General features: G+C 69.9%; 19 protein-coding genes and 1 tRNA gene. 8 read left to right on the top strand and 12 right to left on the bottom strand.

Going from position 1 to position 19,677, the window contains the following annotated elements; translation table 11 throughout:
* Positions 1-4: 4 nt before the first annotated feature.
* Genes pknB through PUW82_RS02155 form a run of 7 tightly spaced genes read right to left on the bottom strand, consistent with a single transcriptional unit; the run spans position 5 to position 8,972 of the window.
* Positions 5-1,708 (bottom strand): Stk1 family PASTA domain-containing Ser/Thr kinase, encoded by a 1,704-nt coding sequence (gene pknB, locus PUW82_RS02125; protein ID WP_274220687.1) that lies wholly within the window; start codon positions 1,706-1,708, stop codon positions 5-7.
* Positions 1,709-1,764: 56 nt separating this feature from the next.
* Positions 1,765-3,606, bottom strand: a complete 1,842-nt coding sequence (locus tag PUW82_RS02130; RefSeq protein WP_274220688.1) for a protein kinase domain-containing protein — start codon at positions 3,604-3,606, stop codon at positions 1,765-1,767.
* Entirely contained in the window at positions 3,603-5,060 is a 1,458-nt protein-coding gene (locus tag PUW82_RS02135) for a peptidoglycan D,D-transpeptidase FtsI family protein (RefSeq protein ID WP_274220689.1), read from the bottom strand. Before PUW82_RS02135 ends, PUW82_RS02130 begins: the two co-directional genes overlap by 4 nt.
* A complete protein-coding gene (locus PUW82_RS02140) occupies positions 5,057-6,442 on the bottom strand; it encodes an FtsW/RodA/SpoVE family cell cycle protein (RefSeq protein WP_274220690.1) in 1,386 nt (461 codons plus the stop codon). Before PUW82_RS02140 ends, PUW82_RS02135 begins: the two co-directional genes overlap by 4 nt.
* A complete protein-coding gene (locus PUW82_RS02145; RefSeq protein WP_274220691.1) occupies positions 6,439-7,677 on the bottom strand; it encodes a PP2C family protein-serine/threonine phosphatase in 1,239 nt (412 codons plus the stop codon). Before PUW82_RS02145 ends, PUW82_RS02140 begins: the two co-directional genes overlap by 4 nt.
* 9 nt (positions 7,678-7,686) lie before the next feature.
* Positions 7,687-8,235, bottom strand: coding sequence for an FHA domain-containing protein FhaB/FipA (locus PUW82_RS02150; RefSeq protein WP_274220692.1), 549 nt, complete (start codon positions 8,233-8,235; stop codon positions 7,687-7,689).
* Positions 8,232-8,972, bottom strand: coding sequence for an FHA domain-containing protein (locus PUW82_RS02155; protein WP_274220693.1), 741 nt, complete (start codon positions 8,970-8,972; stop codon positions 8,232-8,234). Before PUW82_RS02155 ends, PUW82_RS02150 begins: the two co-directional genes overlap by 4 nt.
* 164 nt (positions 8,973-9,136) lie before the next feature.
* Here PUW82_RS02155 and PUW82_RS02160 point away from each other — a divergent pair.
* The 6 genes from PUW82_RS02160 to PUW82_RS02185 all read left to right on the top strand — a co-directional run bounded on the left by PUW82_RS02160 (position 9,137) and on the right by PUW82_RS02185 (position 13,304).
* Positions 9,137-9,220, top strand: a tRNA-Leu gene (locus tag PUW82_RS02160).
* Between the two features lie 189 nt (positions 9,221-9,409).
* Positions 9,410-10,756, top strand: coding sequence for a TRAP transporter large permease subunit (locus tag PUW82_RS02165; RefSeq protein ID WP_274220694.1), 1,347 nt, complete (start codon positions 9,410-9,412; stop codon positions 10,754-10,756).
* Positions 10,757-10,805: 49 nt separating this feature from the next.
* Positions 10,806-11,084, top strand: coding sequence for a hypothetical protein (locus tag PUW82_RS02170; protein ID WP_274220695.1), 279 nt, complete (start codon positions 10,806-10,808; stop codon positions 11,082-11,084).
* A gap of 30 nt (positions 11,085-11,114) precedes the next feature.
* On the top strand, positions 11,115-11,714 hold the full coding sequence (locus PUW82_RS02175) for an RraA family protein (protein ID WP_274220696.1): 600 nt from the start codon (positions 11,115-11,117) through the stop codon (positions 11,712-11,714).
* Positions 11,715-11,735: 21 nt separating this feature from the next.
* A complete protein-coding gene (locus tag PUW82_RS02180) occupies positions 11,736-12,491 on the top strand; it encodes an IclR family transcriptional regulator (RefSeq protein ID WP_274220697.1) in 756 nt (251 codons plus the stop codon).
* 36 nt (positions 12,492-12,527) lie between these two features.
* A complete protein-coding gene (locus tag PUW82_RS02185) occupies positions 12,528-13,304 on the top strand; it encodes a DUF1932 domain-containing protein (RefSeq protein WP_274220698.1) in 777 nt (258 codons plus the stop codon).
* 16 nt (positions 13,305-13,320) lie between these two features.
* On the opposite strand, the gene PUW82_RS02190 is transcribed toward PUW82_RS02185, so the two are convergent.
* The 3 genes from PUW82_RS02190 to PUW82_RS02200 all read right to left on the bottom strand — a co-directional run bounded on the left by PUW82_RS02190 (position 13,321) and on the right by PUW82_RS02200 (position 15,534).
* Positions 13,321-14,160: an AbiTii domain-containing protein gene (locus tag PUW82_RS02190; protein ID WP_274220699.1), complete on the bottom strand. Its 840-nt coding sequence runs from the start codon at positions 14,158-14,160 to the stop codon at positions 13,321-13,323.
* Positions 14,161-14,196: 36 nt separating this feature from the next.
* Positions 14,197-14,688 carry a GNAT family N-acetyltransferase gene (locus PUW82_RS02195; protein WP_274220700.1) on the bottom strand — a complete coding sequence of 164 codons (492 nt, stop codon included), beginning with the start codon at positions 14,686-14,688 and terminating at the stop codon, positions 14,197-14,199.
* 174 nt (positions 14,689-14,862) lie between these two features.
* Entirely contained in the window at positions 14,863-15,534 is a 672-nt protein-coding gene (locus tag PUW82_RS02200) for an HAD hydrolase-like protein (protein ID WP_274220701.1), read from the bottom strand.
* An 85-nt stretch (positions 15,535-15,619) separates the two neighbouring features.
* Between PUW82_RS02200 and PUW82_RS02205 the strand changes: the two genes are divergently transcribed.
* Complete coding sequence (locus tag PUW82_RS02205; protein ID WP_274220702.1) at positions 15,620-16,492, top strand: aldo/keto reductase; 873 nt, start codon at positions 15,620-15,622, stop codon at positions 16,490-16,492.
* An 18-nt stretch (positions 16,493-16,510) separates the two neighbouring features.
* On the opposite strand, the gene nucS is transcribed toward PUW82_RS02205, so the two are convergent.
* Complete coding sequence (nucS, locus tag PUW82_RS02210) at positions 16,511-17,209, bottom strand: endonuclease NucS (RefSeq protein ID WP_274220703.1); 699 nt, start codon at positions 17,207-17,209, stop codon at positions 16,511-16,513.
* A 28-nt stretch (positions 17,210-17,237) separates the two neighbouring features.
* Entirely contained in the window at positions 17,238-18,494 is a 1,257-nt protein-coding gene (locus PUW82_RS02215; RefSeq protein WP_274220704.1) for an MFS transporter, read from the bottom strand.
* A gap of 56 nt (positions 18,495-18,550) precedes the next feature.
* Between PUW82_RS02215 and PUW82_RS02220 the strand changes: the two genes are divergently transcribed.
* A complete protein-coding gene (locus PUW82_RS02220; RefSeq protein WP_274220705.1) occupies positions 18,551-19,609 on the top strand; it encodes a LacI family DNA-binding transcriptional regulator in 1,059 nt (352 codons plus the stop codon).
* Positions 19,610-19,677 lie beyond the last annotated feature (68 nt).

A 19,677-nucleotide genomic window follows, 5' to 3' on the forward strand; every position in this document is an offset into this window, starting at 1 on the left:
ACGATCAGGCGCCGGTGCAGACGGTGAGGGCGACCGTCGATCCGATCGGCACCTCGCCCGGCGTCAGCGACTGAGCGGCGACCGTCTGGCCGCCGGGGGTTGCGGGGCAGGCCGGGTCTTCGACGACCTCGGGGATCAGCTGAAGCGCCTCCTGCTGCAGCTCGCGCTGTGCGGCCTCGACGGTGTAGCCGGTGAGGTCGACGAGTGTGACGGTGCCGCTCGCGACGACGAGGTTCACCGTGCTGCCCATCGCCAGCTCGGAGCCGGCGGGGGCTGAGGCCTCGATCACGGTTCCGGCACCCAGGGTCGGATGGTTGCGCGATCGTACGGAACCCAGCTGCAGTCCGGCATTGGTCAGCGCCGCGGTGGCCTCGTCGCGGGAGAGGTTCTCGAGCGTGGGGACGACCGCCATCTCCTGGCCGGTCGAGACGTACACGGTGACGCGCTGACCGGGCGAGACGGTCGTTCCTTCGCCGGGCTCGGTGCCGATGACGTCACCCGCGGGAACGGTGCCGTCGCTGCGGTCCGAGCGCACCGGCGTCAGCTCGGCCTCGGTCAACAGGTTCTCGGCAAGATCCCACGACTTGCCCGAGACCTCGGGCACCACGCGCGAGGTCGGGGGGACGGTCTGCGTCGGCTGGAACGCCAGCACCCAGATCAGCACCGCGATCAGCAGGGCGGCGAGCACGGCGACACCCGCCCAGATCCAGCTCACCGGGGGACCGGACTGCGTCCGGCGCATCGAGGTGTCGGTGCTCAGCTGACGCAGAGAGCGGGCGGTCTCGGCGGCGTTACGCGGATCGGGTCCGTAGAGCTCGCTGCTGAGCGCGCCCATCTGCCGCTTCGACGGCTGCTTGCCGCCGATCGCCTGCTGCAGAGCGGTGCGGAACTCGGTCGCATCCTGGAACCGCTGGAACGGGCTCTTCGCGAGCGCGCGCAGCACGATGGCATCGAGCGCGCGGGGCACGTCTTCGACAACCTCGGACGGCGGGAGCGGCGCTTCGCTGACGTGCTGGTACGCCACGGCGACCGGCGTCTCGCCGCGGAACGGCGCGCGACCGGTCAACAGCTCGTAGAGGACGACGCCCGCCGAGTACAGGTCGGCGCGGGCGTCCACCGGCTCGCCTTTGGCCTGCTCGGGCGAGAAGTACGCGGCAGTGCCGATGATCGCGGTCGTCTCGGCGACCGTCGATGACGAGTCCGACACCGCGCGGGCGATGCCGAAATCCATGACCTTCACGGCGTCGCCGTCGGTGACCATGACGTTGCCCGGCTTGATGTCGCGGTGCACGACGCCGGCGCGGTGCGAGTACTCGAGCGCCTCGAGGATGCCGTCGACGTAGCGCACCGCGTCGGCCTCCGTCAGCGGGCCGGCGTCGATCATGTCCTTCAGCAGACGGCCGGACACCAGCTCCATGACGATGTAGGGCACGGAGTGCCGGCTGCCGTCCGGGTCGGTCTCGACGTCCTCGCCCGCGTCGAAGACCCGCACGATCGAGGGGTGCGACATGCGCGACGCCGACTGTGCTTCGAGGCGGAACCGGGTGCGGAAAGCCGGGTCGTCGGCCAGTTCCCGCTTGAGGATCTTGATCGCGACCTCGCGGCCGAGCGTCAGGTCGTATCCCCGGTAGACGCTGGCCATGCCGCCGCGGCCGATCGGCTCGTCGACGCGGTAGCGCTCTGACAGCACACGTTGCTCTGCCGACACGTCACTCCCTGCGTTCGATGGTTTCTCCGATGGTGGCCGCATGATGCTCGCGGTGGTCAGCCTTCGTTGTCGTCGTCGCCACCACTGTTGCCGCCGCCGTTACCGCCGCCGTTGCCGTTCCCGGTCGACGGCGCGGGCTGGATGGTGGCCGCAGCCTCGGACGATGCGGGTGAGGTACGGTCGCCGCCCTCGCCGGAGCACGTCACGGTGTACGTGACCGACACGACGCCGGAGTCGCCGACTCGCAGGGTGGCGGGGCGCTGGTTGGCGCTGAAGCTCGCGGTGGACTGCGAGTTGGCTTCGAACAGGCCGCCGCTGGCGGTGAGCGTGTACGAGGATGCGGTCAGCCCGGCCGGGCAGGTGAATCCCGGCCACATGACCTGCACCGTCGATCCGGCCGTGACGCTCGACACAGTCTGGCCGTTCGACTGGATCATCGGCGCCGCCGGGCTGTCGAGGGGGCTCAGGTCGGAGTACGCGGTGAGGGTCACCGTGTCGCCGGGCTGCACGTTGCCGAGCGGCACGACGCTGTAGACGCGGCCCACCTCGTCCTCGTTCGACGCGGGGTCGCCGGGGGAGCAGGTGACGTTCTCGAGACCGGCCTGCTCGGCCACCGCGAGGGCGTCCTCGCAGGTGCGTCCGGTCAGACCCAGACCGTCGATGTTGATCGACGAGGGAGTCGACGGTGTCGGTTCGCTCGACGGGGTGTCGACCGGGGTCGACGGTGCCGACGGTGAGGGCGTCGTCGGCGCGGGCGCGGGGGTGTCGTCGCCGCTCAGCAGCGCGAACAGCGTGCTGCCCAGCACGATCACCAGCAGCGCGATGAGCGCGACCAGCGGCCAGGTCCAGCGGCTGCGCTTGCGCTTGCGCGCGTCGGTCGGCTCGCCCTCGGCGGCTGCGGGGTCGGCATCGAGCAGCGACGTCGTCCCGAGGCCGGCCGCGCCGAGGCCGGCTGCCGCGGCGCCCGCGGGCATCAGCAGGGTGGCGGTGTCGCCGCCACCCGAGGTCAGCAGCTGCGTGACATCGCTCGTGCCGGCGCCGGCGAAGACGGCGGGAACGGCCGCGTGCGCGGCGGCGAGGTCGCCACGGCGCAGCGCGGACGCGGCACGGGCGACGGCGCTCGCGGAGGCCGGACGGTCTTCGGGCTTCTTCGCGATCATCGCGAGGATGAGCTTCTGCACCGGGTCCGAGACCGTCGCGGGCAGCGGCGGGGGCTGCTCGTTGATCTGCGCCATGGCGATCGCGACCTGCGACTCGCCCGTGAACGGCCGCTTTCCGGCGACGGACTCGTACGCGACGATTCCGAGCGAGTAGATGTCGGTCGCGGGGGATGCCGCGTGCCCCGACGCCTGCTCGGGCGAGAGGTACTGGACGGTTCCCATGACCTGACCGGTGGCCGTCAGCGGTACCTGGTCGGCGATGCGTGCGATGCCGAAGTCGGTGATCTTCACACGGCCGTCGGGCGTGATGAGCAGGTTTCCGGGCTTGATGTCGCGGTGGACGAGCCCGGCCGCGTGCGCGGCCTGCAACGCCGAGGCCGTCTGAGCCACGATGTCGAGCGTCTTGTCGGACGACAGGGCACCGTCGCGCTCGAGGATCGTCGACAGCGCCTCGCCCGGGACGAGCTCCATGACGAGGAAGGCGCTGCCGTTCTCCTCGCCGTAGTCGAAGACGCTGGCGATGCCCTCGTGGTTCACGAGTGCCGCGTGCCGGGCCTCGGCGCGGAAGCGCTCGAGGAACCCGGGGTCGCCCATGTACTCGTCTTTGAGGATCTTGATCGCGACGGTGCGGCCGATGACGTGGTCAGTGGCTTCCCACACCTCGCCCATACCGCCGATCGCGATCCGCGAATCCAGTTCGTAACGCCCGCCGAAGCTCACGCCTTGCATCGGTCTCATCTGTTCAGCACCGCCTCGATAACCTTCTTCGCAATGGGGGCTGCGATCCCGCTGCTCGTTCCGGCCTGCCCCTGGCCGCCCCCGTTCTCGACCATCACCGTGACGGCGATCTGGGGGTCGTCCGCCGGCGCGAAACCGGTGAACCACAACGTGTACGGATCGCCTGGACCGTGCTCCGCAGTGCCCGTCTTACCGGCGACATCGACGCCGTCTATTCTTGCACCGCTCGCTGCACCGTCACGGACATTGGCGACCATGAGGGTGCGCATCTGCTCGGCGACATCCTCGGTCACGGCCCGGCCGAACTCGCTCGGTCCGAACGTCTCCTGCACCGTGAGATCGGGCGCGACGACGGAGTCGAGCAGCTGCGGCTTCATGACCATGCCGCCGTTGGCAATGCCCGCCGATACCTGGTTGATCGCCAGTGGCGTGGCCGTGACGTCACCCTGACCGAAGCCCGACAGTGCCGTGCGAGCATCGTTCAGGCCGCGCGGGTAGTCGGACGCCGACACCGGCAGCGGCATCTCCATCTCGGCGTTGAACCCGAACTTCTCGGCCTCGGCTCGGATCGCGTCGTCGCCGAGCTCGACGGCCAGCTCGGCCATCGGGATGTTGCAACTGAGCCGCAGGGCGGTCGCGAGGGTGACCGTCTCACCGGGGCCGCACGTGCCCAGGTCGAAGTTGTGCAACGTGTTGCTCGTCCCGGGGATCGTCCACGTCGCGGGGTTCGGGAACGTCGACTCGGGCGTGTAGTTGCCCGACGACAGCGCGGCCGAGGCCACGACGAGCTTGAACGTCGAGCCGGGCGGGTTCAGGTCGCCGCCGATCGCGCGGTTGAACAGGGGCTTCAGCGGATCCGCGGCGAGCTCGTCGTACGCGGCGTTCACGCTGGCGGAGTCGTGCGAGGCGAGCAGGTTCGTGTCGAAGCTCGGACTCGACACCATCGCGAGGATGCGGCCGGTCGACGGCTCGCTCGCGATGACCGCGCCCTCGTAGCCCTGCAGGGCGTCGTAGGCCGCCCGCTGGATGGTCGGGTCGACCGTGAGCAGCACGTTCGACCCGCGTGCCGGCGCACCCGAGATGATCTGTTCGAGCCGGGCGAGGAACTGGGTGTCGTCGGTGCCCGACAGCGACTGGTTCATGATCTGCTCGATGCCCGACGACGACACCAGCACCGGGTTGATCCAGCCCGTAATGGGCGCCCACATCGCGGCATCCGTGTACTGGCGCTGCCACGAGTAGATGTCATCACTGGGGACGGATGCCGCCACGACCGAGCCGCCCGCGATGATCGAGCCGCGCTGCACCTCGAACGAGTCGTAGAGCGTGCGCCGGTTACCGGGGTTCTCGTTCAGGGTCTGCGCCTGAACCACCTGGATCCAACTGGTCGAGACGAAGAGGGCGAGGAACATCGCGAGCATCACGAAGCTCAGGCGTCGCAGTTCCTTGGTCATCCGATCACCACCCGGGGTCGAGAGCGCACCGCGTCCGAGATACGCAGCAGCAGCGCGACGATGATCCAGTTCGCCACGAGCGACGAACCGCCCGCCGCGAGGAAGGGAGTCGTGAGTCCGGTCAGCGGGATGACGCGGGTCACGCCGCCGACCATGATGAACACCTGCAGGGCGATCGTGAACGACAGGCCCGTCGCGAGCAGCTTGCCGAAGTCGTCCTGGCCGGCGAGACCGATGCGGACACCCCGGCTGGTGAAGACCATGTACAGGCACAGCAGCGCGAAGACACCGATGAGCCCGATCTCTTCGCCGAGGCTGGGGAAGATGTAGTCGCTCTGCGACAGCGGGGTCATCCACGGGCGGCCCTGGCCGAGGCCCGTGCCCATGAAGCCGCCCTTGGCCAGGCCGTAGAGGCCGTTGACGAGCTGGAAACTGCCGCCGGCGGCGTCGATGTTGGCCGGATCGAACGGGTTGAGCCAGTTCTGGAAGCGTCCCTTGACGTACGGCAGGACCTGCGAGGCGATCGCGCCGCCGGCCACCACGAGGGTCAGACCGATCATCACCCAGCTGGTCTTGCCCGTCGCGACGTAGAGCATCGCGATGAACATGCCGAAGATGAGCGTGCCGGTGCCGAGGTCGCGCTGCAGGACGATGATGGCCAGCGACACGCCCCAGATGACGAGCACCGGGCCCAGTTCGCGGGCCCGCGGCCACGTGATGCCGAGGAAGCGCGTACCGACCGACGCGAGCGATTCGCGGGTGCGCACGAGGTAGCCGGCGAAGAAGATCGCGAGGGCGAGCTTGGCGAGCTCACCGGGCTGGAACGACACGATGCCACCGATCGAGACCCAGACGTCGGCACCCGCCTCGACGCCGAGCCCGGGGACGAACGGCAGCAGCAGCAGGCCGATGCCGACGAAACCGAAGATGTAGGTGTACCGGAACAGCACGCGGTAGTTGCGCAGGCCGATGACGACCGCGAGAGCGGCCGCGAGCGCGATCGCGCACCAGACGAGCTGACGGACGGCGAGCATGTCCCAGCCCTGCGACGTGCCCTCGAGGTCGATGCGGTAGATCATCGCAATGCCGACGCCCGACAGGAGGGTCGCGATGGGGACGACGAAGGGGTCGGCGTCGCGGGCGCGCAGGCGCAGCACGAGGTGGATCGCGAGCGCCAGGATGTCGAGCGCCGAGCAGTAGATCAGGAACGATGAGTCGATCGCGCCCTTCGTACCGAGCTGCACGAGCGCCAGCGCGGAGGCGTTGATGAGGAACGCGAACAGCAGCAGGCCGAGCTCTCGGTTGCGCTGCGTCTGCGGCACACGCAGTTTGCGCAGCGCCTTGATGACCGAGGTGTCGGCCGCGACGGGAGCACTGGTCATGAGCCGCTTCCTCCGTCCACGCGTAGGTTCTCGACGATGGCGCGGGCGTCGGCGAGCGAATCGGCCGCGATGGTCTGCTGCACCGCCTGCAGCTGGTACGCCGGCAGGTCGTCGAGAGCGATCCCGGTGTCCTCCTCCGGCGATGACAGCGAGATGGGGCCGATGCTCGGCGGGATGCCGCGGTAGATGACGACCGTGTCGGCGTCGACCCCGACGAAGTAGCGGGTCTGCGTCCAGCTGTACGCCGCGAACAGCACGATGCCGATCGCGGCGAGGATCACGACGAAGCCGCCGAACCAGGTCGCACGACGGCGCCGCGCCCGGCGGCGATCCTCCTCGATGAGCTCCTCGAGGAACTCGGCGGCGGGCTCGAAGTGCGTGGGCTCGTTCGCCGCCTGGCGCGCCGGGTGCAGCCAGCTGCGCGGCTGCGGGCGGGCGGCAGGCACCTCGATGCCCAGCGGGTGCGAGGCCGATCCGACGACGGTCGGGGGACCACTGAAGAGCGGGTGCTGGCCGCCCACGTCGACGATGACGATCGTGACGTTGTCGGGGGCGCCGCCGTCGAGCGCCTGCTTCAGCAGGGAGTCGGCGGTGCGGCCGGGGGCCCAGCCCTGGCTCAGGGCCTTGGCGGTGTGGGTGTCGTCGACGACGCCCGAGAGTCCGTCGGAGCACAGCAGCCAGCGGTCGCCGGGCTGCGTCGGCATGATGAACGTGTCGATCTCGGGATCGGGGTCCATGTCGCCGAGCACGCGCATGAGCACCGAGCGCCGCGGGTGGTAGCGCGCCTCTTCGGGGGTGATGCGGCCCGAGTCGACCAGTCGCTGCACGAACGTGTGGTCGGTGGTGATCTGGGTCAGCGTGTCGTCGCGGTACAGGTACAGGCGCGAGTCGCCGATGTGGGCGATGACGGCGTACTCGTCGACCATCACCAGCGCGCTGACGGTCGTTCCCATCCCGGCCAGCTCGGGGCGCACCTTCACGGTGCTGATGAGCTCCGCGGCGGTGTCGGCGAGGGCGTCGCGCAGGGCCGCTTCGGCCTCGGTCGTCGTCGAGAAGGCGTGATCGAGGCTCTCGAGCCGGCGCACCGCCAGGCTCGACGCCACGTCGCCGCCCGCGTGACCGCCCATGCCGTCGGCGACGACGAAGAGGTTCGAGCCGCAGAAGCCCGAGTCCTGGTTGTTGGAGCGGACCTTCCCGGTATGCGAGATGGCAGCGCTGGAACCCTGGAAGACCATAGAGGCGGACTACTTCCGCAGTTCGAACGTCGTCGCGCCGACCTTGATCGGCGCACCCACGATCACGGGCACCGGCGATGCCACGCGCGTGCCGTCGTGCCACGTGCCGTTGGTCGAGTCGAGGTCCTGGATCATCCACTGGTTGCCCCACAGCACGAGGCGCGCGTGGTGGCTCGACGTGTAGTCGTCGCGGATGACGAGGCCCGACTCGCTCGAGCGTCCGATCGTCAGCGGCTCGGAGCCCAGCGGCAGCTCGAGTCCGGCCTTCGGCCCGCTCGTGATGACGATGCGCGAGACTGCATCGGTCGTGGCCTTGCCGCCCGCGACGGCGGGCCGGCCGACCGCGCCGACGGCTGCGGTCGCGGCATCCGGTCCGGACGTGGGGGCACGCGTGACCGAGGGAGCGGCGGGTGCGGCGCCGGCGGCGGCCGGCTCGGGGAGCTTGCGCACCTTCACCCCGAACAGGTCGGCGCGCAGCGAGTAGACGACGGCGAAGACGAAGAACCACAGCAGGACGAGGAAGCCGATCTGCAGCAGCAGCAGGGTGAGTGGACTCATCGTGCACCCCCTCGCGTGTCGAACATGCGGGTCGCGTCGTCGGCCGACATGCGGGGACGAGCGGGCGCCTGCGCCTGGGGCACCACGTGGAAGACGATGTCGGTACGACCGATGCGCACGACGCCGTCGACGGGGAGTGCCGCTTCGCCCACGCGCGAGCCGTTGAGCTGCGTGCCGTTGGTCGAGCCGAGGTCGCGGACCATCGCGCGCTCGCCGTCCCACAGGATCTCGACGTGCTTGCGGCTGGTGCCGGCATCGGGGATGGTGATGTCGGCGTCGCTGCCGCGGCCGATGACGGTACGCGAGGCGACGAGGGGATGCCGCTGCCCGTCGATCTCGAGCACGGCCTGCCACGACACGCGGGCGCCGGCATCCGAGTTCGAGTCGACTCGGACCGTGCCGGTGGACAGTTGCGGGTCGGAGATGAGGGCGATGCTCACGGCGCCGGAGAACGAGTAGCCCTGAGCCTTCGCGTGCTTCTCGACGAGCGTCCGCAGCTCATCGGTCAGAGCGCTGCCGAGAGCGTCCATCCGCTCGGCGTCGCCGGGGGCCAGACGAACCGTGAGCGCGTTCGGCACCAGGATGCGGTCGCGGCTGACGACGGCGGCCTTCTTGTCGAGTTCGCTGCGGAGCGCGGATGCGATCTCCACCGGCTGGACACCGCTGCGGAAGGTCTTGGCGAATGCGCCGTTGACGGCACGTTCGAGACCCTTCTCGAAGCTGTCAAGTAGTCCCACGGGGCTCCTCAGGCAGGCGGATGGTGGCTTCATCGTAGTCAGGCAGGCTGAACGCTCGTCGCATTCGGGCGCGGTTCGGGCCCCCCTGAGGCCAGGATCGTGGACTTTCGCGGCCGAAAAGTCGTGATATCCTCGGGAAGTTGGGTTCGTGGAAACACGTTCTCGCGCGAGTGGCGGAATAGGCAGACGCGCTGGCTTCAGGTGCCAGTGCCCGAAAGGGCGTGGGGGTTCAACTCCCCCCTCGCGCACAGCAGGCCCTCTCACTTCGGTGAGGGGGCCTTTTGCGTTCCCGGATGCCGTTGGGCACCGCGCATCCCGTCGAGGTCGAGTCACCTCCGGGTCGCGCGCCGCCGCTTGACTCGTCCATGGTGCGCACTCATACTCCATCTAGTGAACTCTTAGTTCGCCAGACGTACCCCACTCAATGGAGAGAAGTTATGGGCTTGGCAGTTTGGGCGTTGATCGCCTACATCGGCGTGATCGTCGTCTGGAGCGTCGTGGTGAAACGCGGCATCGGCGAGGCGATGATCGTCGGCTTCGTCGTGGTCTGCGCCTTCGGTGGTCCGCAGTTCCTCGAGATGGTCTCGGTGGGCCTGCAGGCGGCATTCGACCAGGAGATCGTGTTCGCGGCCCTCGCCTTCACGTTCATCGGGTTCCTGTTGGCCTCGACGGGCGTGATCGACCGACAGGTCGACATCCTCAATTCCCTGCTCGGTCGCCTGCGGGGCGGAGCGGGCTACGTGGCGACGGTCGGGTCGGCCCTCTTCGGCGCGGTCGCTCACTCGGGCTCGGCGAACGCCGCGACCATGGGCTCCGTCGCGATCCCCTGGATGAAGCGCTCGAACTGGCCGCCGCACGTGGCGGCGACGGTCGTGGCGGGCAACGCCGGCAACGGCACGGTGATCCCGCCGAGCGCGTCGTTCTTCATCCTCATCGGCACCGCGACCGTGGCGCCCTTCGTCGTGCTCGACGAGCTGCTGCTGGCGATGTTCGCCGCGGCCGGTTGGTGCGTGCTGTGGCGCCTCATCGTGATCTTCGTCTTCGTGCGTCGACACAAGATCGGTCGCGTCGACGCAGCCGACATCCTTCCTTTCGGCCGTTCGTTCCGCAGCGGCTGGACGTCGCTGCTGGTCTTCCTCGGCATCCTCATCCCCGTTCTGGTCACCCTGGGACCCTCGGGCGAGGCGATCGGCGGCGTGATCGGCGCGGACGCGATGGAGGCCATCAGCCTCATCGTGTGGATGCCGGTGCTGCTGCTGATCTTCGCGGTGGTCCTCGGCTGGCGCCGCCTGCCGCGGGGTGGACGCGCGTGGTACGCGTTCGTGGCGAAGACGGCCCCGCGCTACCGCGACATCGGTGCGACGCTCGTTTTCGCCTTCGCCGGGGGAGCGGTGCTCACCGAGCTCGGGCTCGCTGACCAGCTCTCGGCGGTGCTCAACGGTCTGAACGCCTCGCCCGTGGTGATGTCGATCATCGTCGCCGTCATGGTCGTGCTCGTCGCCGGTCCCCTGAGCTCGACCGCCACGATTGCGACGATCGGCGGCATCGGCTTCAGCGTGCTGATGGTGTCGGGCGTGGACCCGATCCTCGCCGCCTGCGTCGTGCTCGTCGCCGCGTCGACCGAGGGCGCCTCGCCTCCCGGCGCGTCGGCCATCTATATCGCGACGGGCATCGCCCAGGTGAACCCGGTGAAGACGTTCGTGCCGCTCGTCGTCTGGTACGTGCTCCCCATCCTCGCGATCGCCGCGCTCATCGGTCCGGGCTGGCTGCCCGTCCCCCACTGACCTTCCGCCGACACCCAAGAAGCCGACACCCAAGAAGAGGACACACGACATGTCGGAAGAGACTTCCCCCGCCGATTCCGGACACGGTCCCGTGCGCCGCCGCGCGATCACGATCATGACGCCGGTCTTCGTCGGTCTGCTCGTCGCGATGCTGGTGCTGGGCACCACCCTCGTGCTGCTGCAGATCGCCGGCCTGCTCATCGTCAATCCGGGCGTCATCATCGGTACCGCCGAGGCACTGAGCCCGTGGGCCTTCGGCGTCGGCGGCGCGCTCGGGATCTGGACGCTGTTGCTGTCGTACGCCCATGGCTGGAAGCCGGCCGACTGAGGTCGGCCGCCCGAACGAAAGACACCCCTGATGACCACTTCCCCTGCTCCCGTCGACGCCGCCGTCATCGCCGGCCTGGCCGCGCTGCCCGTGGCGAACGTCGGCGACGCGATGGACCGACTCGGCGTCGTCGACTCCGGCATCCACGCGATGTGGGCCGGCGCCGCGCTCGCCGGCCCCGCCTTCACGGTCGAGGTCGCCGGCGGCGACAACGCCGGCATCCACGCCGCGATCGCGGCGATTCCTGCCGGTGCGATCCTCGTCGTCAACGGTCACGGCGTGACCGATCGCGCCCTCATCGGCGAGCTCATCGCCGAGCGGCTGCGGAAGGTCGGGTGCGCCGGCATCGTCATCGACGGTGCGATGCGCGACATCGGCGATCTCGAAGAGCTGCGGTTCCCGGCCTTCGCGCGTGCGAGCAGCCCCGCTGGACCGTACAAGCACGGGCCGTTCCGGCTCGGGGTGCCGATCGCACTGGGCGGCGTCGTCGTCCAGCCCGGCGACATCATCATCGGCGACCGTGACGGGCTCGCGGTGGTTCCAGCGTCGGATGCCGCGGAGGTGCTGATCCGTGCCGAGCAGAAGAACCGCGACGAGACCGACACCCGTCGCCGGATCCTCGAGTCTTGAGCGATCCGACAGACTGGGTGGATGAGCACGGCTCGCGATGAATCACAGCCCACGGTGCGCAGCGTCGAACGCGCGCTCGACCTGCTCGAAATCCTGGAACGCGACGGCGGGGCGTTGCGCCTGGTCGACCTCAGCCGGGGCACCGGCCTCTCGTCGGCCACGGTCCTGCGGCTGCTCGCGGTGCTGCAGCGGCGCGGACTCGTCTCGGCTCAGAACGGCGAGTATCGACTCGGGGTGGCCTCGCTCGGAATGGCCCACGGCTACCTGTCGTCCGATCCGCTCAGCAACCGGGCGCGACCGCACCTGCAGCAGCTCGCCGACACGACGAAGCTCACGACCTCTCTCTACGTGCGCACCGGCGCGGAGCGCATCCTCGCCGTCCGCGTCGACGGCGCCGAACCGTTCCGGTACCAGCTGCCGCTCGGTCGTCGCCTGCCCATGCACCTCGGCGCCGGCAAAGCGATCCTCGCGTTCCTCCCGGACGACGACATGGCCGGCATCCTCGAGCAGGTCGGTGAGTCCCGCACCGCCGACGGCCGTGTCGTGGGCGCGGAGCAGCTCGCGGCCGAGCTCGACGGCATCCGGTCCCGCGGGTTCCATGTGTCCGTCGCTGAGCGTGATGTCGCCGTCGCGGCGGTCAGCGTGCCCGTCCGCGCTGCGAACGACGAGGTGGTCGCTTCGCTCTCGGCGTCGGGACCGGCAGAATCCACCGACCCCGCGATCCTGGAGCGCTGGGTCCCCGAACTCCGACGAGCCGCGGCGGCCGTCGGCCGATAGCGCGAGTCCCGGCTCGCGTGCTCTGAAGGAGACGACATGCGAGTAGTGGGACTGATCGGACTCGGCGAGGCCGGATCTCTGTATGCGGCGGGCGCCGTCGCGGCGGGCTACGAAGTGCGGGGTTTCGACCCGGCGCCCACGCCGACGCCGGACGGTGTCGTGCGTGACGCCTCGCTCGACGACCTCGTTGCCGCCAGCGACCTCGTGATCGTCCTCACCGGAGCGGTGCTCAGCCTGCGTATCGCGCAGCAGGCGGCGGCGCACATCCGCCGAGATGCGATCTACGCCGACTTCACCACCGCCTCACCCGAGGTCATGGTCGAGGTCGCGAACCTCATCGAGAGCGTCGGCGCGCGGTTCGCGGACGTCGCCATCCTCGGTCCGGTGCCGACGAAGGGCGCCGCGACCGAGACGATCGTCAGCGGCTCGGCCGCGACCGAGGTGGCCGAGGTGCTGGAGCGTTTCGGCGCCGATGTCGAACGCATCGACGGGGGCGCCGGTGAGGCGACATCCCGCAAACTGCTCCGCAGCGTGCTGATGAAAAGCCTCGCCGCAATCGTCATGGAGGCTCTCGCCGCGGGTCGGGCGGCGGGCTGCGAGCCCTGGGTGCGCGCTCAGATCGCCGCGCAGCTGTCGGGCGACGCCGAGGCGAAGATGGATCGCTACGAGTCGGGCAGCCGCAAGCACGCCGTGCGTCGCGCGCACGAGATGGAGTCCGTCGTGGACTACCTGGGTACGCTCGGCGTCGAGTCGGAGATGTCGGAGGCCGCCGCCGCGGTGCTCACCCGGCTGGGGCGAGCGCAGCAGGCCTGACGGCGCGTGCCGTCGGTCACCAACGGAGGTGGCGGGCGGCGATGTCGACGACGCGATCGGCGGCGTCGTCGGGATGGATGCCGGGGGCAGCGGGTATCCGCCCGGCGCGCACGGCGTTCGCGAGGCGCTGCACGCTGTTGCGCTTGACGGCGCCGGGCTCGTCCTCGAGCACGATGCGCACCGCCTCCTCGGCGCGATGGACGTCGGCGAGCACGGCCGACATGCGGTCGATGAGGTCGGCGGCAGCGGCATCCTGCAGGAGCGGGGGAGTCGTTCCGGGTGCGCCGTGCCCCGGCGCGAGCCCGAGCGCGCCGTCGACGACGAGCGCGAGGGCGGCGGCTGAGACGGTGAGGCCCTCGCTCGAGGGATGGGCGACCGCGCGCAGGTCGAGAGCGATGTCGAGCACGCGGTTGCGGACGCTTTCGTCGACCGAGCGCAGCAGGGGCGGGGGCACGACGCTCGACTCGCCGCACAAGCGCATGAGGGCGATGCGCGGGTCGATGCCGCCGGCGATGCGTGCACGGTACCGGTCGACGGCCCCCGATGCGTCGACCTCATCGCCGGAACGCCGGTCGACCAGATCCGCTGTCTGCGACACCTCGGCCAACGGACCGCGCAGCTCGACCGTGACGGTGGCCGAGGCGGGATCGCTCGCGCCCTCGACCGGCAGCGCGAAGGGGCCGCGGTATGTCGGCAGGCGGTGTTCCGGCAGGTATCCGGTCAGCTCGGCGCGGGCCCATGACCGGAGCTCGGGTGAGCCGAGATCCTGCGCGAGGGTCTGCACAAGACGCAGCAGGTCGGGGGTCGACACCGTTCGCGAGGAGGCGCCGGACACGACGTCATCGAGCATGTCCATGTGAGAAGTATGCGCCCGTGTCGCGGCGGGACCGTGTCAGATGCCGTCGAGTGTGGGCGGCAGCGCGAAGACGAGCTCCTCGATCTCGGTGCCGCGCGCGGGGGCGAAGGCCGGCCCGTGCTCGATCTCGCTGAAACCGGTGCTGCGCAGCACCTCGACGGCGGCGGTGTTGTCGGCGGCGACGCGGGCGTAGAGCGGTCGTTCGGCCTCGTGGGCGATGAGCAGACGCAGCGCGGCGGAGGCGACGCGGCGTTCGCGGGCGTTGCGCGCGATCCACACCGTGACCTCTCGGTCGTCGTCGACGGTGAACGCGGCCGCGATGCCCGCGAAGCCGCCGTCGTCGGTCACGACGCGCAGGTTGACGCGATCGTCGGAGCGGTGGCGCTCGAGCCACGCGTCGAACGCCGCCCGGTCGGACGGGTCATCCGCGGTGAAGGCCGCCTGGGTGACGGCATCCGGGTCTTGCAGCATCTCGAAGACGGCGTCGGCGTCGGCATCCTCGAACGGGCGCAGGTCTACGTGGCTCACACCGGCACGGTACCCAAATGAAATGCGTCTCATCTGCGGGTATCGGTCGCGACCGAAGATCAGTACAGTTGACCCCGTCACGCACTGCGTGACGTATCCGGGGGGATCCGTCGACGCCCGGGCGCTGCATTTCTGGCACGCAGCCCGGGCGTCGTATGGGGAGCCGACCGCTGATCAGCCGTTCGGCAGCAGCAGCGCTCGCAGCTGATCGATGTCGTCCGCGACGCCGATGGATCCGTCGGCCTCGTCGGGCGTGCTGAAGCCCCACGACACGAAGATGACGGGCACGTCGTGCTCGGCGGCGCCCTCGACGTCGTGATGCCGGTCGCCGATGAGGACGGGCCGCGACAGGTCGACGCCGTCGGCCGTCAGGCGGCGCAGCGCCTCGCCGACGACATCCGCCTTCGAGCTCAGCGTCTTCTCGTCACTGGTGGCGCCGACGATCTCGCGCAGGCGCGGCGCGAGGGCGAAGTGCTCCATGAGCGCGCGCACCTGCACCTCGGGCTTCGAGCTCGCCGTCGACTGCGGCACACCGGACTCGTCGAGCTCGACGATCAGGTTGGCGACACCGGGATACAGCCGTGCGCCGGTGGTGTAACCATCGGCCTTGCCGAGCACGCGGTAGAACGACACCGCCTCGGTGGCTTTCTCGGGCGTCATCCCGAGGTTGTTCTGGAACGATTCGTGCATGGGCGGCCCGATCCAGTCGATGAGCTGGTCGTGCGTGGGCGCCGGGTAGCCGAAGTGCTCGAGCGTCACAGTGAGGCGGCGGAGGATGCCCTCGGAGGCGTCGACGACGGTGCCGTCGATGTCCCACAGGACGCAGGAGAACGGCGATCGGGTCATGCTTCCACCCTATGGGCCGCTTCACACGCGCCCGATCGCGAGCGGTCGGGGAATGTCTGACCGCCCGTGAGCGCTCACCTCTGGCATGACGACTTCGAGCACGTCCCCCGCCCAGTCCTCCGGAATCTTCCGCATCGGCGGCGATCTCGAGGTGAACCGCCTCGGCTACGGCACGATGCAGCTCACCGGCCCCGGTGTCTGGGGTCCGCCGAAGGACCACGACGAAGCGATCCGCGTTCTCAAGCGCGCGGTCGAGCTCGGCGTGAACTTCTTCGACACCGCCGACTCCTACGGTCCGTACGTGGCCGAGGAGCTCCTCAAAGAAGCACTCCACCCGTATGGCGACGACGTCGTCATCGCGACCAAGGCCGGTCTGACGCGTACCGGGCCCAACGCATGGCCGCCGGTCGGTCGACCCGAGTACCTGCGCCAGCAGGCCGAGATGAGCCTGCGCCGGCTCGGTCTCGAGCGCATCGATCTGTTCCAGCTGCACCGCATCGACCCGAAGGTGCCGCTCGAAGACCAGGTCGGTGAACTGAAGAAGCTGCAGGATGAGGGCAAGATCCGCCACATCGGCCTGTCCGAGGTCACGGTGGACGAGGTCACGGCCGCGCAGCAGATCGCGACGATCGTGACGGTGCAGAACCTCTACAACCTGCAGAAGCGGGATGCCGAGGAGCTGCTGGACTGGTCCGAGGAGCAGGGCATCGGCTTCATCCCCTGGTTCCCCCTCGCCACGGGCGGCCTGACCGGATCGGACTCGCCGCTGAGCGAGGTCGCCGAGCGCAAGCAGGCCACCCCGGCGCAGATCGCTCTCGCCTGGCTGCTCAAGCGCTCGCCGGTCATGCTGCCCATCCCCGGTACCTCGAGCGTCGCGCACCTCGAAGACAACCTGCAGGGCGCCACGATCGAGCTCACCGACGACGAGTTCGCCGAGCTGTCGAAGCTCGGCAGCTGACGGTGCGGGCGCGCCGTGTCAGAACAGGCGCGGCGCGCCCGACTCGATGCCTTTCATGGCGTCGTAGTCGAGCGTGACGCAGCGGATGCCGCGGTCTGCCGCGAGCACCTTCGCCTGCGGCTTGATCTCCTGCGCCGCGAAGACGCCCGTGACGGGAGCGAGGTGCGGGTCGCGCCCCAGCAGCTCGAGGTAACGGGTCAACTGCTCGACACCGTCGATGTCGCCGCGCCGTTTCACCTCGACGGCGATGGTGCCTCCGGCCGGATCGCGCAGCAGCAGGTCGACGGGCCCGATCGCGGTCGGGAATTCGCGGCGAACGAGGGTCAGGTCGTCGCCGATGACCTCAACCTGCTCGGCGAGCAGGCGCTGCAGGTCGGCCTCGACGCCGTCCTTGACGAGGCCGGGGTCGACGCCCAGTTCGTGCGACGAGTCATGCAGCACCTCGTAAAGGCGCACGACGAGCGTGTCGCCGCTCTTGGCGTGGACGACGCGCCACTGCTCGACGACCTGCTCTTCGACATCCGGATCGTCCTCGGGCGTCTCGACCGTCAGCGAGCAGGGCGGGCTCATCCAGTTCAGCGGCTTGTACGACCCGCCGTCGGAGTGCACGAGCAGGCTGCCGTCGCCCTTGTGCACCAGCAGCCGGGTCGCCAGCGGAAGGTGAGCATTGAGGCGCCCCGTGTATTGGACGGAGCAGCGGGCGATGACCAGACGCACCCGACGAGCCTACGCGGTCGGCGGGTGATCAGTGGCGGCCGGCGCCGACCTTCGAGCCCGGCAGCGGCTTGGCGGCGGACGAGGCGAGACCGGATGCCGCAACGAGGGCGACCAGGATGAACAGCGTGTTCAGCAGGCCGATGTGGTCGCTGATGAAGCCCAGCACGGGCGGGCCGCAGAGGAACGCGACGTAGCCGATCGTGGCGGCAGCGCTCACGCGGGCCGCGGCTCGCGCGGGGTCGTCGGCCGCTGCCGACATGCCGAGCGGGAAGCCCAGCGATGCGCCGATGCCCCACAGCGCTGCGCCCACGAAGACGAGCGGCAGGGTGGGGGCGAGGATGAACAGCAGGATGCCGGCCGTCGCGGCCACGGCGAGCACGCGCAGCGTCGCGACGCGGCCGAAGCGGTCGACGAGCGGTCCACCGAAGACGCGCACCACGGTCATCGACACGCTGAAGACGGTGAGGGCCGCGGCGCCGAGCGCGGCCGTGCCGCCCTCGTGCTCGACGACACCGAGCGCGAGCCAGTCGTTCGCGCCACCCTCGGCGAAGGCCATGCCGAGCATGATGATGCCGAGCGTGTAGGTGCGCGGCTCGCGCCAAGCCGACAGCGACACCGCGAGGCGCGCGCGCCAGCCGGGCTGTGCACCGTCCGTGCCGGCGTCGTCCGCCCCCTCGCGCGCCGTGACGGCATCGACGACGTCACGCCGCGGAACGTTCGCGATCGCGACGATGGCCAGCACCACGATGAGGGAAGCCATCGCGACGGCGTGGATCGCGACGCCGATCCGCAAGAGGGCGGCGATCGCGCCGAGCCCCGCGCCGATGACGGTGCCGAAGCTGAAGAAGGCGTGGAACAGCGGCAGGATCGTCTTGCCCGACAGGGTCTCGATGTGCGCGCCGTCGACGTTCATCATCACGTCGAGGCATCCGTTCCCGAACCCGAACAACGCCAACCCGACGATGAGCATGGCGTAGGAGTGGAAGAACCCGCTGCCCAGCCCGAGGATCGCCAGGCCGATCGACAGGGTCACGAGCATGGCGAACATCCCGCTGCGGGTACCGAAGCGCGCGATCACCACCGAGCTCGTCGACAGGCCGATGATCGACGCGATCCCCATGGCCAGCAGCGCCAGCCCGATCTCCCGGTTCTCGATGCCGAGATCGGCTTTGATCGAGGGCACGCGCGCGGCCCACGTCGCGATGCTCAGGCCGCTCGCGGCGAAGATCGCGAACACGGCGTTGCGCCAGCGCACGGTTGCGGGACGGGAGATCGCTTCAGTCACCGCCTCAGGCTACCGAATCGATTCGACCTCGCAGAAGAGAAGGGTACGATCGGCCCGTGAACGCACGCCGGCCCACCATCAGCGACGTGGCCCGCACGGCCGGCGTTGCGCCCTCGACGGCGTCGGTGGTGTTCAGCGGGAAGACGCCGGTGAGCGAGGCCACCCGCGCGAAGGTGCTGGCGGCAGCGAACGAGCTCGGCTACCTCGGCCCCGACCCGCGCGCGGCCTCGTTGCGGCGCGGCCGCAGCGGCATCGTGGGCGTCGTGAGCGGCGGACGTTTGGGCAGCGTGTTCGGCGACCCCGTCATGCGCATCACGATGGATGCGCTCGCCGATGCGGTCGCCCCCATCGGTGCCGGACTGCTGCTGCTGCGCGAGGGCAGCGTGGTCGCCGGCGGTCCGACGCTGATGACCGCCCCGATCGATGCGGCGGTGCTGATCGGATGCAGCGGTCTGCTGCGCGAGCATCTGGCGGGTGTGCGCGGCCGCGGCATCCCGGTCGTCGTGATCGAGGGCGACGGTGGCGCTGATGTGCCGCGCATCGCGCTCGACAACCGCGAGGCCCAGCGCCTCGCCGCCGAACATGTGCGCGACCTCGGTCACACCCGCGTCGTCGCGGTGACGATGCCGTTCCGGTGGGGCTCGGATCCCGGGTGGCTCTCGCCGGACGACGAGCGGGCGACGTCTGTCGATGTCGTCGCGGATCGCCTGGCCGGGTTCCGCGACGTGTTCCCCGACGCGGCCGCGTACGCCGCGGTCGACAGCTCGATCGATGCCGGCGCCGCGGTCGGCCGCGCCCTGTTCGGGGGGGACGGTCCGCGACCGACGGCGGTTGTCGCGCAGAGCGACCTGCTCGCCGTCGGTGTGCTCCGGGCGGCCGAGGAAGCCGGGCTGCGGGTACCCGAGGACGTCAGCATCACAGGGTTCGACGGGATCGTCGTCGACGGTCTCGCACCGTACGAGTTGACGACCCTGGTGCAGCCGGCGTGGGAGAAGGGACGTGCCGCGGGGGAGACCGTCGTGGCGCTCCTGGAGGGCGACACGCCCGACTCGCAGTGGTTCACGAGTACGTTCCGCCGGGGGAACACAACGGCATCCGTCGCCTCGGACTCCTGACATCCCGGCCTTCGGGGCCGATCGTGTCGGTAGGATGGATGACACGACCCCCCATGCTTCGAGGAGGC

Source organism: Microbacterium thalli (assembly GCF_028737325.1).
Taxonomy (GTDB): Bacteria; Actinomycetota; Actinomycetes; order Actinomycetales; family Microbacteriaceae; genus Microbacterium; species Microbacterium thalli.

Coding starts and splice junctions, on each gene's coding strand:
- PUW82_RS02185 (WP_274220698.1), top strand. CDS start 12,528: ATGCGAGTAGTGGGACTGATCGGACTCGGCGAGGCCGGATCTCTGTAT.
- PUW82_RS02150 (WP_274220692.1), bottom strand. CDS start 8,235: ATGAGTCCACTCACCCTGCTGCTGCTGCAGATCGGCTTCCTCGTCCTG.
- PUW82_RS02190 (WP_274220699.1), bottom strand. CDS start 14,160: ATGGACATGCTCGATGACGTCGTGTCCGGCGCCTCCTCGCGAACGGTG.
- PUW82_RS02145 (WP_274220691.1), bottom strand. CDS start 7,677: ATGGTCTTCCAGGGTTCCAGCGCTGCCATCTCGCATACCGGGAAGGTC.
- PUW82_RS02205 (WP_274220702.1), top strand. CDS start 15,620: ATGACGACTTCGAGCACGTCCCCCGCCCAGTCCTCCGGAATCTTCCGC.
- PUW82_RS02130 (WP_274220688.1), bottom strand. CDS start 3,606: ATGAGACCGATGCAAGGCGTGAGCTTCGGCGGGCGTTACGAACTGGAT.
- PUW82_RS02140 (WP_274220690.1), bottom strand. CDS start 6,442: ATGACCAGTGCTCCCGTCGCGGCCGACACCTCGGTCATCAAGGCGCTG.
- PUW82_RS02135 (WP_274220689.1), bottom strand. CDS start 5,060: ATGACCAAGGAACTGCGACGCCTGAGCTTCGTGATGCTCGCGATGTTC.
- PUW82_RS02180 (WP_274220697.1), top strand. CDS start 11,736: ATGAGCACGGCTCGCGATGAATCACAGCCCACGGTGCGCAGCGTCGAA.
- PUW82_RS02165 (WP_274220694.1), top strand. CDS start 9,410: ATGGGCTTGGCAGTTTGGGCGTTGATCGCCTACATCGGCGTGATCGTC.
- PUW82_RS02170 (WP_274220695.1), top strand. CDS start 10,806: ATGTCGGAAGAGACTTCCCCCGCCGATTCCGGACACGGTCCCGTGCGC.
- PUW82_RS02175 (WP_274220696.1), top strand. CDS start 11,115: ATGACCACTTCCCCTGCTCCCGTCGACGCCGCCGTCATCGCCGGCCTG.
- PUW82_RS02200 (WP_274220701.1), bottom strand. CDS start 15,534: ATGACCCGATCGCCGTTCTCCTGCGTCCTGTGGGACATCGACGGCACC.